The sequence below is a fragment of the Motiliproteus sp. SC1-56 genome, from assembly GCF_017309075.1.
Classification (GTDB): Bacteria; Pseudomonadota; Gammaproteobacteria; order Pseudomonadales; family Balneatricaceae; genus Motiliproteus.
On sequence record NZ_JAEMGS010000014.1, the window covers coordinates 66,930 to 81,015 of the forward strand.

Consider the following 14,086-nt stretch of genomic DNA (forward strand, 5'->3'; position numbering starts at 1 on the left):
CCTGACGAATACCTTGGATCGGCATCCATTGTAAACCAAGGGCGAAACGGGCGTGCCACTAGCGGTGCGCCTCCCCGTTACGCTCCTGGGCCGTCCTGAATTGCCCGCCTAGATAGTCCAGCAGGGCATCCAGCGCCGCTTCGCCCCGGGCCAGGTCCCGCGCCTCGAGCGCCTGCAGCAGTTCACGATGGTGATCGACGATCACCTGCCGCTCCCGGGTGCGGTTGGCGATCATGTTCATCAGCGGCTGCAGCGCCTCGATCACCGTCACCATGTTGAACTGCAGCACCGGGTTAGCGGAGGCGTCCACCAGGGCCCGGTGAAAGGCCACGTCCGAGGCGCAGAAGGCCTCGTCGGTGATCGGTTCCTGCTGCCGCTCAAGCTGCGCCTGCATACGGGCGATATCCTCCTCGGTGCGCCTTTTAACCGCCAGCCCCAGGCAGAGCTTCTCCATGGCCCGGCGCGCTTCGGTCACCGCCGCCAGGTCAAACTCCCCCAGGGTCACCATCAGGGTGGCGGCATTGCTGAGGGCCGCCTTCAGCTCATCGGCCGAGGGGTGCTTGATAAAGGTTCCCCCGGCCGGTCCCCGGCGGGACCGCACCAGGTTCTGCGCCGCCAGCCGCTTGAGGGCCTCGCGGATGGTGGGCCGGGACACGTCGAAGCGGCTGGCCAGCTCCTCCTCCGTTGGCAGCCGCTCGTCCACCTTCAGGCGCCCGTCGAGAATCGCCTCGCGCAACTGGTCGGCAATCTGCTTGGCCAGGCTCTGGGCCTGCAACGGTTGGTAGTCGATGGCCATAAAACGGCGATCCTCGTGAGCTTTGAGAGAAGAATAGCGGTGTGCAAAAGCCGCTGCACTATACCACAAAGCGTATTTATCTATTTGTGTGACAAATAGACTTTCCCCCAGGTCCAGGGTCCCGGAATGAGCCGCCAGGGCCAGGGCTGGCAGGGGTGTCTTGGGCAGGTACGTCTCGGAAAGGTGAATCGTGAGTAGGGTTGCCTTTGATCGGCGTTGGGCGGCACACCGCCGCTCGCCCGCTTTTGAGAGAAGAGAGGGCCTCCCGCTCTTAACGGAAGGCCCGCTCCAGGCCGCTTAAGCGAGGCCGGTTATACCGGCCCCATCAACTCCACGGTCCCCACGGTCCAGAGCTCCAGCATGCGCTTCTGCACCGCTTCGCTCACCTTGGAGGAAAAGAGTTGCTGCTTGATCATGTCCAGCGCCTGCTCCTCTTCGAGCTGGCCGGCGGGCAGGTGCTCTTCCAGCTTGATCAGGTGGTAGCCAAACCGGGTCTCAACGGGATCCGACACCTCGCCGGGCGCGAGGGCAAGGGCGGCCTCTTCAAAGGCGGGCACCAGTTGCCCCCGGGCAACGAATCCCAGGTCGCCGCCGCTGGATTTTGAAGGCCCCTGGGAGTGCTCCTCGGCCAGCTTGGCAAAATCCGCGCCCCCCTCAAGCTCGGCCTGAATGGCCTCAAGGCTCGACAGTGCCTCGGCTTTGGCGCTGTCCTCGTCTTCAGCATCGGGGTCGGGCTGAATCAGGATGTGGCGCACGTGAAACTGCTCCGGGCGCTCAAAGCGGGCCTGGTTTTCGGCATAAAAGGCCTTCGCCTCATCCTCGCCCACCACCACCTTGCTGGCGATGGCCTCCTCGATCAGGGTCTCAACCGAGAGCCGCTGTCTGAGGTTTTCGGTAAAGCCGGGCTCGGAAAACCCGTTGGCCTCCAGGCTGGCCACGAAGGCTTCGTGATCGGGAAAGCGTTCCGTGTAGGAGGCCAGCACCCGCGCCACCTCCTCCTCGCTGGTGACCCGGTTGGTTCGTTGGGCCTCCTGCCAGAGCAGCTCCTGACCGATCAGCTCGTTCAAGACGCTCTGGCGGACGCCCTTGTAAAAGGGGGAGCCCTGCACGGCCTGCCCAGGATCGATCTGGCGCTGCTGCAGATAGGCCTTCACCGCCCTGTCCACCTGCCTGTTGTGAATATCGACGCCGTTGACCCGGGCAATGGCGGTGGAGAGATTGACGCGGTTCACCATCACCGTCTTCTTGCCGCCGGCGTTGCCGATGCCCCCGGCAATGATGGTCTCACCCTGGGTTTCAGCCTGGGTTTCGGCCTGGCTGCCGCCGGCCAGTAATAGTCCGGATACGGCAAGGGAATAGCAGAGCGTCGTGAGTGTATTGGAGCGTTTCATGTTGTCATCCTTTCCAAGATAGAACCTTCCGAGATAGAGCCTTTCAGAATTGATGCGTTTTCGTCGAACCGTTTTCCCCCCGGCGCGAGGCGGCGCTAGCGTAGCGGCGCGACCCAATTGGCCGAACTAAACCGTCCCGAGTCGGTATCGACGCCCACCACGTAGGCGCCGTCAGCCCCCAGGCGCCGGTTGGGGCCAAACGTCAGGGGCGGCGTCAAACCGTTCTGATACTGGTAGACATCCTCCAGCACGGCCACCAGTTTTTCCCGGCTGAGGTTGCGACCGGACGTCTTGAGCGCCCGGGCCAGTAACTTGGCCGTCGCATAGGCACTGATCTGCAGCTGCAGATGACGACCACTGAGCCCGTGGCGGCGATGGAACTGCTGAAACTCCCGCAGCCCCTCGGGGCTCAGGTCGCGGGGCAAGGTGGGGTAGGCGAAGAACAGCTCGCCTCCGAACCCGCTGGGCCGGTCGGGAATGCCATGCCCGGCGAGGGGGCCGGAGAGGAACATCGCCGGCGCCCATCCCTGCTCGCGGGCCGCCGCCGCCAGCCCGGTCCAGGCCAGTTCCGGGGCGCGCTCGGCAGGCTCGATAAAGAACAGGGTCTCGACGTTTTTATCCCGCAGCGCCTTGACCAGCATGCGGGGATCGCTGTCCCGGGGGTCATAGCCGATCCGCTCGATAGCCGTCCAGTGGTGCAACGCCGCCTGGGACGCCATCAGCGCGGCCAGCTTCTCACCGGCCGCGGTCCGCGGGTGCAGAATCGCGGCCGCCGCATCGGCGCGCTTGGCCGTCGCGGCGGCGTAATCGACCAGGGAGCGCTGCTGCACCCCCGTGCCCGCCAGCAGGTAAAAGCTGTAGCGGTCGAGGCTGTCGGCCTCCCCTGCGTAATCTCCCAGCGGGCCGATGGAGGGCACCTTGAGGCTCTCCATCAAGGCGCCGACCGCCGCCCCCTGTCCCCCGGTCACCGCGCCCAGCAGGGCGAACACCGGCCGTCGGGCCAGCCTTTCAGCCGCTGCGACCACCTCGCCTTCGGCGGCGGCCGATTCGGTGACCAGCTGCAGCTTGCGGTTGTAGATTCCACCGGCCCCGTTGATATCGGCGAAATAGGCTTCGTACACCGCCTTGATGACGCCGCCCAGGCTATCCGGGGCCGCCGGAGCCGGGATCAACAAGCCCAGTTGGATGCTGTCCGCCGACATGCCCGGGTCGATCGTCTGCCCCACCACCTTCAGGTAGGCCACCAGATCGGCCATGTCCTCGGTCGCCATGGCGTAGCGGGGCATCGCCGAGTCCAGGCGGTTGCCGGCCGGGTCGCCCCCCTCGACAATCGCCACCGACAGCGCCGTCTCGTCGTAAGGCGGGTGCCGACGGTTGGAGGTGGAGGTCACCCCGTAGGCTTTGGTCAGCCGCGGCCAGGTGATGTCAGAGGGAATCACGCCCCCTTCCGGCCGCCCCCTGCCATCCTCTCCGTGGCAGCTGGCGCAGGGCACCACGCTGCCCGGCAGCCGCACGGACTGCCCCCCCACGTAGGCTTCAACCGGGTTGCCCCGGGCCGAAATGCCGCTCAGGTAGAGCTTCTGCCCCCGCGCCTGCTGCTCCGTCAGCTCAGACCAGGCCAGCCCCGGTAACAGCACCAACAGCAATGCGGACAGGGCCTTGAGCAACCAGCGCCGGTCAGCGGTCTCGGTAACCATCCTCCACTCCAAGCGGTTATTGCACCTGGGCCGTGGCGGTGCTTTCATCGGCCAGGCTGTTGAGCTTATAGAGCAGGGATTTCATCGGCTCGTTGGGACGCAGCTTCAGCCAGTGCCGGGTCTGGACGTTGCCGGCCAGCAGCAGGCTGGAGTGCTCCTCCGGTACCGGGCTGTACTGGCCGAACTTGGTAATGATCTGATTCACGTAGTCCGTCTTACCGGTCAGGAAGTACCACCCCTCCTCGTCGGCACCCTGCCCCTGGGCGAACTCGCGCATGTCCTCGGGCGTATCCCGCTCCGGGTCGTTGCTGATCGAGACGAAGAAGATCTCCTTGCCGAAGCGTTCGCCCAGCATATTGCGGACCTGGATCAGCTGCTGGGTCACCACGGGGCAGGACTGGTCGCAGTTGGTGTAGATAAAGTTGATCAGCACCACCCGGTCCCGGAGCACGTCGCTGTAAAAGCGCACGGTCTCCCCGTTCTGGGTGACCAGCGGCAGGTCGGTAAAATAGTTGCGGGCCCGCTCCTCCTCGGAGATACCGTCTTCGGACGGCAATGCCCGCACCCGAATGTCGGCGTTCTCAACCTCAGCCTGGGCGGCCTGGTCAACAGGCGCGCTGTGATCCTTGCCATCGTGCCCCCAGGAGGGGGTGGCGGTGATCGCAAACAGCATGCCCGCCGCCATCATCAGGCGCCGGGCAAAACCCTCGGCAATGCGTTCCTTGGCAATAACGTCACGGTCCATCATGGTTTATCCCCTGCAGCAAAATCCTGGCCATGGTGATGGCCTTGCGGGTTGGCGCGAGCCGCCTCGAGGCGATGCAGCTGCGCGTCGATCTGTTCGGGGCCGGGAAAGCCCCAGAAGCGGTGCCACTCGTCGGTGAGCGGATCCCCCACCAACACCGCCGACGGGTGGTCGGTGTACACGTCGGTGTACAGCCCCAGCCCTTCCAGCACCTGCTCGACGGCACGTTTTTGGCCGGTCAGCCAGAGCCAGCCTGGTTTCGCCCCGTGCTTGCCGGCATAGGCCTTGAGCCGCGCGGGCGTGTCCGTGGTGGGGTCCACGGTGACGGAGATCAGGTGAACCTCCTCTCCCAGCCGCGCCCCCAGCCGATCCTGCAGCTCGGCAAAAATCGCCGAGGTGACAGGACAAACGGTGGTGCAGGTGGAATAGAAGATATTCAGCGCGATCAGCTTGTCGCCGACCGCCTCACGGGCAAAGCTCAGGGCCCGACCCTCCTGGTCCACCAGATCGATGTCCACCAGATCGACCGTGATCGGCCGGGCCTGCACCGCGGGCTTGTCGAAGACACCCTGATGCGCGGAGTGATCTGCCCCCGCCTTGCCGTGCCGGGCATGGTCACCATCGCCCGCTTCAGGGGCTGACATGCTCTGCTCGCTTCGGGCATTGCCGCTGTCACCGGGGCCCTCATGGGCCTGGTGGGCCTGGCTGGTGCCGGCCAGCGATACGGCCAGGAGTGCGGAAAAACCCAGCAACACACCTCTTGGATTCATTCCCATGGCCTTACCTCCCTGTTTAAATCACCGGTGGCCGGTGCGCTTGACGCCGGCCACCTTCTCCAACGAATGCGGTGGCCTCAGCCATCGCTCTCCTTTTCATCCCCAACGGGGGTCGGCGAAGCGTCGCGGTCCGGCACGCTCATCAGCGAGAAGTAATCCAGCTGCTTGGCGCCCACCCCCATCGACGGGGCCGATACCCACAGGTAATAGGCGCCGGGATAACGGGGGGTGACCTCCGCCTCGTAGATGCCATCCCCCATGGACTTGGCCAGCACCGTGTCGCGCTGGCGGCCCGAGGTGTTGTAGTACAGCACATTCACATCCTCGAGGTCGGCGGGCGGCTGCTGGGTCTTGGGTTCGATCAGCTTGAAGCGCACTTTGTTGGCGCTCCCCTGGGCCACCTTGCGCTCCTCGGTCAGGTACTCGATCGCCAGCGGCGGATAGTACTTCTTCAGGCTGGGGTTGACCGCGGCGGTGGCCTCGAAGCAGTGCAGCATGCGGGGGGAATCCAGCAGGAACACCACGTCGTAGTTGCCCGCCGCAGGAATTTTCACCTTGGCGGAGTACTCGCCGGGGTTACGCTCTCTCAGGGTGCGGTCCACCACGTTCACCGCCCGGGGCAGGTGCCCGTAGTTGCGGAAGTTACCCATGGGGGAGTTCATGCCCTCCATGTAGTAGTACACCGTCAGGTCGGCGGGGCTGGCCACCAGCATCGAGGCCTCGCCCGGCGCCGGCATCATCAGGTCGGCAATGGGCAGATCGCGGGCCCTGCCCGGGGCGGCCTTGCCGGCGGCGAACTTGGTCACCAGCGGGGTATCGCGCCGGCCGAGCTCCTTGACGTTGATCATCCGCACGTACTCGTCCTCCAGCGAGCGAACGTAGACGAAGGCGTCGCTGACGGTGAGGCTGAAGGGGCGGCCCTCGACGGGCACGCTGTACTCGACGGTGTTGGTGGACGAATCGATGACGAACACCTGGTCGGTATGGGGGTTGACCGCAAACACCCAGCGCCCGTCGGTGGAGAAGCGCATCGGCCCCAGGCCCGGGGCGGTCTCGATGCGGGTGCGGGTCTCCAGGCTCTTGCCGTCCACCACCCGGATTTCGCCGCTGTCGCTGTCGGCGATATAAAGCGCCTCGCTCAGTGCGTTGTAACCCAGGGCGATGGGGGTGCCGACCTCAATCTCCTTCACCTTCTCCAGGGTGGCGACATCCACCACGGTGACCGTGCCGCTGTCGCGGTTGCTGATAAAGGCGTGGCTGTCGTCGCTGGAGAGGCTGATCTCGTGGTGCCCCTCGCCGGTGGGAATGAATTTCACCGGCTCCAGGCTCTTGGCGTCGATTACGGTGACACCGCTTCGGCCCTCTTTCTTGGAGTCGTTGCCGACCCAGAGGTACTGCTCGTCGTGCTGCAGGACCACCCGCTGGGGGTTATCGCCCGCCTCGATATTGTGGCTCACCACGAACTTGCCCAGGTCGACCACCGCGACCATGTCGGCCGCCGGCATGCTCACGAACATGCGCTTTTCGTCGTCTTCCTTGGCCCAGTCGGCGCCGGCGCGCTTGAGGACCACCTGGGCGTACATGTTGGTGCGGCCCTGGACCCCGAGAATGGGATCAATCACGGTGATGGAGGGATCCTGGTTGAGCACCATCACGAAGTAACTGTTGAGGTCGATCAGGGGCCGTACCCCCACGATCCCCTGCAGGTAGATGCCGACCCGGTCGCGGCAGCTCATGGTCTGGCCGCCCTTGCCGTGCAGCTGGTCAAAGGATTCGGCGACGTCCATCCAGGCCGTCGGGTAAAGCCCCGACACCGGCTCGCCGCTCTGGGCGTCGGTGATGGTAAAGCGCACCTCCGCGGTATCGGCCTCGGTGAGCTGACCGGTGGCCAGCTGACTGGCCACCGGCACCACGTCAAACTGGATATTGAGCCCTTCGCGGGTCATTTGCTGGGTCACGTTCCTGCCGGCCTGCCCAGCGTCCGATTCGGTCTCCCCGCCAGACGTGGCCGCGCTGCGCACCGCCTCGTTCTGGATCCGGGCCGGCTCGATCGGCATTTCGTTGGCAGCCAGCGCGCTGCCGCCGCCGCCCATCAGCAACAAGGCCAGGGGCGCCAGCATATACGTCAGGCGGCGCAGTTGGGATTTAGATTGATTAGCCACAGATATTCCTCCATGAACCCCTTTCGACATCGGCAAAGAGCGCGCAGCGGCCACTGGGGATGGGCGGCATCAGCACGCAGCGGCCCTTGCCATGAAAGCGCCGGTTACAGAGGGCGCTGCCATGGCAAGGGCCGAAAAAAAGCGAGGGTAAGCGGCAGGCACCTCCTTGCCCGCGCTCACCCGTTGATCAGGGGAAGGCCGAAGCCTTCCCCCCTTTACTGCGTTGCGGTTTTCAAATTGCACGTTTAGCAATCACTGCGGTTGTGGATCCACTCTGAGGATACCCCAGATACCATCGGTGACACCGAAGGAGCCGTGATCCCGGTACAGATAGTCACCGGAGACCGCGTTCACGCCACCGGCCGAGGGCAGCACGATGTCGTAGTGCCCGGAAGGGACCACGCTCTCCTGACCACCGAGGAAGATGGACAGCGGGTTCGCCCCGATCTTGACCGAGGATAGACCGCAACCGGTGCCACCGCCTGCCAGCGGAGTACGACCGTCGCCCAGGCCACCGGCGCTGAGCAGACAGCCCGCACCGCCTTCGGGCAGGTAGGGATCGCGGGCCCAGACATGACCGTGCAGGTCATAGACGGTACCGCGGCCCACCCCGGTAGGATCGAGCAGGCGTACCCGCGCTTCGGTTCCGGCCGCCACGTCGAACACCGGTGTCCAGGGATCGGCACCCGCGGTCAGGGCGTTGCTGAACATCAGCTCCGCATCGACGCTACCCAGGGTATTGGGCGCCCCCGCATTGCCAAACCCTTGGGTGGGATGGATGCCGAAGCGGAACCAGGCAGGCTCGCTGCCGTAGTTGATCCCTTTCTGGGCGGAGTCGTGAGAGTCCTCGGGGATACCGACACCTTCACCGGCGATGTTGGGCACGGCTTCACCGCTCTTGAAGCGATGGTTGATGCCCTTGTGCACCATGGTCACCAGGTCCTCGAAGGTCCCCTCGGGTCCGTTGACGGTCAGGTCGGCACGGGTACCGCGGTTGGCCAGCTCGGTGTTGGTGGCCACGCCGCCGGACTGGCGGTTGGGCACCTGCTGCAGGGAGGACAGGCTGTCATCCCAGACCGCGCCCTGGGGCTCGACGATCAGCGCACCGATCATCCCTTTCTGGCCCTGCTTGACCTTGTCGGCCGGGATCAGGTTGCTGGCGCCGAACTCCACGGGGGTGAACACACGGTTAACCCGACGGGCGTTATTGCCATCCAGAGGAACATCCTGAATGTCACCGGCGTACCACTGGTAGGTGATGGACTCGCCAGGCGCCGCCAACTGCGCGGCCTGATTGTGCTCGTTCGCACCGACCGGCTGGCCGTCAGCGATAAGCACATCGTACTCGACCATCTGCGCGTGCAGGCCAGCATAGCCGGAGGGACGTACCAGGTTGTTATTGAAGGTCACCTGGTTCAGCACGCCCTGGTCAAGCCGGGCCCGGTCACGCACCACCATCTGCAGCAGGGTGTTGTAACCGGCCAGATCCGGCATGACCTCCCGCAGGCGGTTGCGCAGGGTGACTTCCAGACAGTCACCGGCGTTGGCGCGGATGACCACCGGCTCGACCGGCGCACCGTCACGCAGCCGGACCGGAATATTGGTCTCGCGCCGACGGGTGGGCCTGTCGGGACCTCTCAGGGGCACCAGGTCATCGGTATGGACGTACATGATCGCGGTCGGATCATGCAGCGGCCCTTCCCGCTGGGGCAGGATCACCCCACCTGCGCTCTGACCGGCCGGAATCACCGTGTTGCGCGGGTTGTAGACCAGGGTACCGCCATCGGCATCCAGCGGGCCGCCGACGTGGAACTGGTCCGCGCCGTCGGGCAGGCCGCCGGTAATGGTGGCGCCCAGGGCGTTGCCCAGCACATCGTTGGCCAGTACGGCGGTGATGTCGTAGACCCGTACGGGTGCGTCGTTGGGACAGACACCGGTAAAGGTACCGCGGTTGGCGATCAGCGGGTTCTCGTTGGGGTCATTGTTGGGCAAAGCCGTCAGAACGGTTGCCTGCTCATCACCCGGAACCTGCTGGTTGGCACCGCGCACCCGGTAGCTGCGCATCACGCCCCACATGCCGCTCCACCAGCCATCCTGACTCGCGTCAACGCTGTAGGCGTAGTCGGCGATGTTACGACGCTGGGTGGTTTCGGCGGACAGCGGTGCGAAGAAGGTGTACTGCTCCGAAATCCCCGCTGTCTGGGCATTACGCCAGCCGGAGGCGAGGCGGTCCGGACCAAAGCCCGAGTTGCCCTGGACCCACTTCACGCCGTGGATGGTGGCGCTGTGCTCGTGCTCGTGACCACCGGTCTGGATCTTCACCTTCACGACGTCACCGTCAAAGGCGCGCATCATCGGGGTGAAGGGGTCGCCCGGTTTCAGCGCCGCCGGATCGTTGATGGGCGGCGGGAAGGTGGTGTCGAGCAGCGTACCGGTCGGGAAGATCGCGGTACAGGGTTGCGCCACCTCGCCGGCCTGGGGCTGGCGGTTCATCTGCGCGCAAGCCCGGTCTTCGCGGCTTTGCAGCGCGAACGCCAGATCCCCGCCCAGACCATCGGCTTGGGCGCCCGAATTACCGTCCGGGCCGATCTTGTCGGGGTCGTAGACCCGCAGCGCGACCGGTTCGTTACGGTAGTTGGTGACCAGCATACCGACGTCGTCAGCCGAGATCGCTTCCGGACAGGGCCGCGGTGCACCGCCCGGACAGACCGGCGGGTAGCGGACCAGATCCGGGAAGATGGACCCGGTGGCCTGACGGAAGGACGGGTTGATGGCGTTGCGGAAGGAGTCCGCGGTCACCGGGAAGGCGACGTTGACGCCAAGGGCATCGTGACTGGGTGCACCAGCGCCACCGGTGAAGGGTCGGCCGTCAGGGCCTGCGCCCACATAGACGCCCGCTTCATAGGCATGCTGGAAGTCACTGAACTCCATGTAGAACTCGCGGTGTGCGACTTCACCCTGGGCGGCCGAGAAGCCGTCCGGAATAATCACCGCCTGCCAGGAGGTCGGACCACCGTCACACGCCAGGCTCGGCTCGCCGCAATTGGCCTGCCGTGCACCCAGTACTTCCCCGGTTTCGTTATGCAACCAGGTGGAGTCGGCGGGCTCTGCCAACAGGGTGGCGTAGAGGCCCACCTGCTGGTGGGTCGAGGGACCGTAGTGGTCGTGGGTGAATACGATACCCAGGCCACGGTCGTTGGCGTCGCGGTCGACGATGGGGTCGGCGAACCAGCGCTGCAGGGTCACCCGGCCACCGTTCCACTCGCCACCGACACCGGCGCCCAGCGCGGGGTGCGGGCCAGCGACAAGGTGGGGCGTACCCGGTGCGGCTTCGTCATTGAAGTGGTTGATGGCCTCGATACGCTCGCGCACCATCCCCGGGGAGAGGGTGCCGTCCTCGTAGTTCCAGCCGTTACCAGCGCCATCGGCGGTGGTGAGGTCCCACTTGGGCAGGTGAATGTGCTGGCCGATGATATCGGTCGGCGTACGCACCTGGTAATCGTCCACTTCAAACTCCTTGGGCACCAGGTTGGAATGCTGGAACTTGGCGCAGTTGAAGGAGTTCAGACGCATGACGAAAGGCTCGGGAGCCTTCTCTTTGTTGATGGTGGGCATCACGTCACCCCAGAGAGCGATGATCCGCTGCTGCGGGTAGTGATAACCGGCCTTGTTGAACACGGCGTCGATCTGGATGTTGGCCGCCGCGTAGACGAACGGCTCATCCCATGCCCGGCCCGCGGGAATGGGTCCCGGGAAGAAACCCTGGGCATCGTAGAAGTCGGCCGGCTGGCCACCCACCAGGGCTTGCCCGGAGTCCGAGACACAGGGGTCCTGGAAGGGCGCGCCCGGTACCGGGGGCAGACCGTTGAGCACGAAGGTGCCGGCTGCCTGGGTCCCGTCGAGATTTAGCGCGGTGGTCGCATGGTTGCGCTGGGCGTGGAAGCCCATGGCGGCTTTCTCGAGGTCGGTACCCTCTTCCGGGTAGATCACGCCCTTGGCCTTGAGCACCTCCTTGTGGAAGTCAATCCGGGTCTCGGCCGAGACGAACAGATTGCCCACATCGTGCAGGGCCGGGGCGGCGGTGCAGCTGAACACCGCGGCAGCGGGATCCGCCGAGGCGGCCGCCTTACAGCCGTCGATGGAGTGCCGCGGCAGACCGCCGTTATAGCCACCGGCTGCGTTGACAAACGCGGTGCTGAACAAGGGGTCGGCTGCCGCCAGGCCCTGGTAGAACGGATCGTTCGTCAGCAGGTCGTTCGCCTCGGCCTGGGTGAGCATGTCCAGGGGCGGCGTGGGCGCCCGCTGTCCGACAACACCGGCGTCGCAGTTGACGGGATCGCCGTTACACTCAACACCGGCCACCCAGAACGGGTAACCCGGGTTGCCCACGGGGCTGCCGTCGGTGGGACGGAGCACGTGGCTCTGGCTGGAGTCCGGCAGGTCCTGAATGCCCAGGGTGAGCGGGTCGTTGTCCTTACCCGGGTCCACGTTCTTGGTGATGACCACGACATCCGCCTCGGGCATGGGTGCCATGGGCTTGCCGGGCATCGGAACGGTGGCGGTGATCGGAACACCGGCCAGGATCTCCCCGTCGGGATGGGCACGGGTGCGGGTGGAGAGCGGGTCCAGTCCGGTCAGGCTGACGTTTTGCAAACCGGCCGCGTTGACGTCCGCCTGCAGCGCGGGCTGGCTTGAGCCGAGCGCGAAGGGCGCGGTGTGATACCGGGCGCCACCGGCGACGGAAGCCGCCAGAACGGTTCCGGTCTCGGTCACGTCGTGGATCCGCCACATGTACCACATCCCCTGGGCAAAGTGCGGGTAGAAGTGGCAGTGGAAGATGGCATCCCCTGCGGTCTTGTTGCGGTTGCCCGATCCGCCGAACGCGATCTCGTAGGTATACGTGGAGCCGGGGCCGATGCCCTGGGCGTCCAGGTAGTTGGAACGGTCGTCGTTGGCGTTGAACAGCCACTGGTGGTTGTGCAGGTGGAAGACGTGCTGCTCCTTGGGACCGGCGTGCACGTTACGGAACTTGATAAAGTCCCCGGTGTAACTGTTGTGCACGTTGGCCGGGTCGTCCTGGTACAGGGCCGTGGTCGCCTTGGGCCCGATAAAGGGCAGAAGCGCCGGATCCTGTGCCGCCACCTGCTCGGGGGTGACCTGCTCCAGACCCACGTTGGCCGGGGTGTCTACCAGCACCGCCACGTCACCAACGGTGAACGCGGAGAGGAAGAACTCCTCGTAGGCGCAACCGAGGCAGTCGTACATCGGGCCGACACCCAGGCGATTGGCAATGATCTCAGCGCCGATACCGCCGGAGCCGTAGTTGATCATGAAGGAGTCACGCACGCCGTGCAGGGTGTGACCCACCACCGGGTGCTTGAAGAAGCCTTCGAACGCCTGGGCCGCGGCCCCTTCATCGTGCCAGATGGAAGCGAACTCGCGGAAGGGTTCCAGCCGGTTCGGCACCGTGGGGTTGCGCAACCCGACGCTTTCCAGCGGGTAGGTGGAATCGGGGAAGCTGCCGTCGGCGTTGGGGCCGACAATGATGGCGTTGATCTCCGAATGCACCAGCTCATTCAGCACACAGGCCCCGGTGGCCGCGGCCGCCTGGTTGCACTGCATGTTGAGAATGGGCAGGTTGGCCTTACCCTCGCTGATCCAGGGCTCCTGGTTGGGATAGAGCGCCTCGTAGTCAATGACCGGGTGCCCCTGGGCGGTGGTCGCATCGACCAGACCGTCCAGGTCGGCATCCGCCGCTAAGCGCATCTCCTCCTCGTAGACCTGGCTGCGGTAGAAGCTCGCTTCAGGCGGCTGCACGGTCACGACACCGAACAGGCCGATGGAGTTGTTGCCCCCCGTGGCCTCGCCACCGATGGCGGCGCTGGGGTTGGAGAGCACAAATGAGCCTTCTTTTTCAGCGTAATAGGTGTAGGTGGCGGTGCCGCCCGGGGCGACCGCGCTGTTGGCGTTCTGGCCTACAAAGCTGGCATCGCTGGCGATGTTGTCTGCCAGGGACATACCGGCAACGTGCACCCCGACAAAGCGGGTCTTGACCTGATCGTTGATCAGCAGGGCATCCTGGAAGGCGTTGAACGGGTTCGCATTCTGGGCGAGCAGGTTCTGAAAGTTGACTTTAAGACACTGGCCGACCGCGACGCGCAGGGCGATGGGGCGGGGCCGCTTGTCAGGCCGCAGTGAGACGTTGCCCGGCGACAAGACGCCGCCCGCCGCCTCCGGCAAACCGGCGGTTGGACTGGGCGCTCCTCCTAAGACTGGGTTTTGATTGCCTACACCCTCGACCACGTCCCGACGCAGCGCATACATCATCCAGTTCGGATTCTGCGCCCCCAGGCGGTTGTGGATCATGAGGGTATCGAAAGCCACCACATTCGCTGTCACCGTGTTCGCGGCGGTACACTCGGCCGCTTGCGCGACGCCGCTCTGGCCCAGACCAAAGGCCGAACCCAGCAGCGCCAAGCCGGTTAACAAGAAGTTTCGTGGCGGAGAATGTTTGTTTCC

The 14,086-nt window shown here is 65.2% G+C and carries 7 protein-coding genes; all 7 read right to left on the reverse strand.

All coding sequences use genetic code 11. From position 1 onward, the window contains the following. Window positions 1–58: 58 nt before the first annotated feature. The 7 genes from JGZ97_RS14895 to JGZ97_RS14925 all read right to left on the reverse strand — a co-directional run bounded on the left by JGZ97_RS14895 (window position 59) and on the right by JGZ97_RS14925 (window position 14,056). Entirely contained in the window at window positions 59–796 is a 738-nt protein-coding gene (locus tag JGZ97_RS14895; RefSeq protein WP_207063465.1) for a FadR/GntR family transcriptional regulator, read from the reverse strand. A 311-nt stretch (window positions 797–1,107) separates the two neighbouring features. Then, a complete protein-coding gene (locus JGZ97_RS14900; protein ID WP_207063466.1) occupies window positions 1,108–2,187 on the reverse strand; it encodes a peptidylprolyl isomerase in 1,080 nt (359 codons plus the stop codon). Between the two features lie 95 nt (window positions 2,188–2,282). Further along, a complete protein-coding gene (locus JGZ97_RS14905; protein WP_207063467.1) occupies window positions 2,283–3,884 on the reverse strand; it encodes an ABC transporter substrate-binding protein in 1,602 nt (533 codons plus the stop codon). A 16-nt stretch (window positions 3,885–3,900) separates the two neighbouring features. Next, window positions 3,901–4,632: an SCO family protein gene (locus JGZ97_RS14910; RefSeq protein ID WP_207063468.1), complete on the reverse strand. Its 732-nt coding sequence runs from the start codon at window positions 4,630–4,632 to the stop codon at window positions 3,901–3,903. After that, on the reverse strand, window positions 4,629–5,405 hold the full coding sequence (locus JGZ97_RS14915) for an SCO family protein (RefSeq protein WP_207063469.1): 777 nt from the start codon (window positions 5,403–5,405) through the stop codon (window positions 4,629–4,631). The genes JGZ97_RS14910 and JGZ97_RS14915 overlap by 4 nt, the downstream gene beginning before the upstream one ends. A 77-nt stretch (window positions 5,406–5,482) precedes the next feature. Continuing rightward, complete coding sequence (locus JGZ97_RS18550) at window positions 5,483–7,567, reverse strand: YncE family protein (protein WP_207063470.1); 2,085 nt, start codon at window positions 7,565–7,567, stop codon at window positions 5,483–5,485. Window positions 7,568–7,819: 252 nt separating this feature from the next. Then, window positions 7,820–14,056 carry a hypothetical protein gene (locus JGZ97_RS14925; protein ID WP_242521808.1) on the reverse strand — a complete coding sequence of 2,079 codons (6,237 nt, stop codon included), beginning with the start codon at window positions 14,054–14,056 and terminating at the stop codon, window positions 7,820–7,822. Between the last annotated feature and the right edge of the window lie 30 nt (window positions 14,057–14,086).

Coding starts and splice junctions, on each gene's coding strand:
- JGZ97_RS14910 (WP_207063468.1), bottom strand. CDS start 4,632: ATGATGGACCGTGACGTTATTGCCAAGGAACGCATTGCCGAGGGTTTT.
- JGZ97_RS14895 (WP_207063465.1), bottom strand. CDS start 796: ATGGCCATCGACTACCAACCGTTGCAGGCCCAGAGCCTGGCCAAGCAG.
- JGZ97_RS14905 (WP_207063467.1), bottom strand. CDS start 3,884: ATGGTTACCGAGACCGCTGACCGGCGCTGGTTGCTCAAGGCCCTGTCC.
- JGZ97_RS14900 (WP_207063466.1), bottom strand. CDS start 2,187: ATGAAACGCTCCAATACACTCACGACGCTCTGCTATTCCCTTGCCGTA.
- JGZ97_RS14915 (WP_207063469.1), bottom strand. CDS start 5,405: ATGGGAATGAATCCAAGAGGTGTGTTGCTGGGTTTTTCCGCACTCCTG.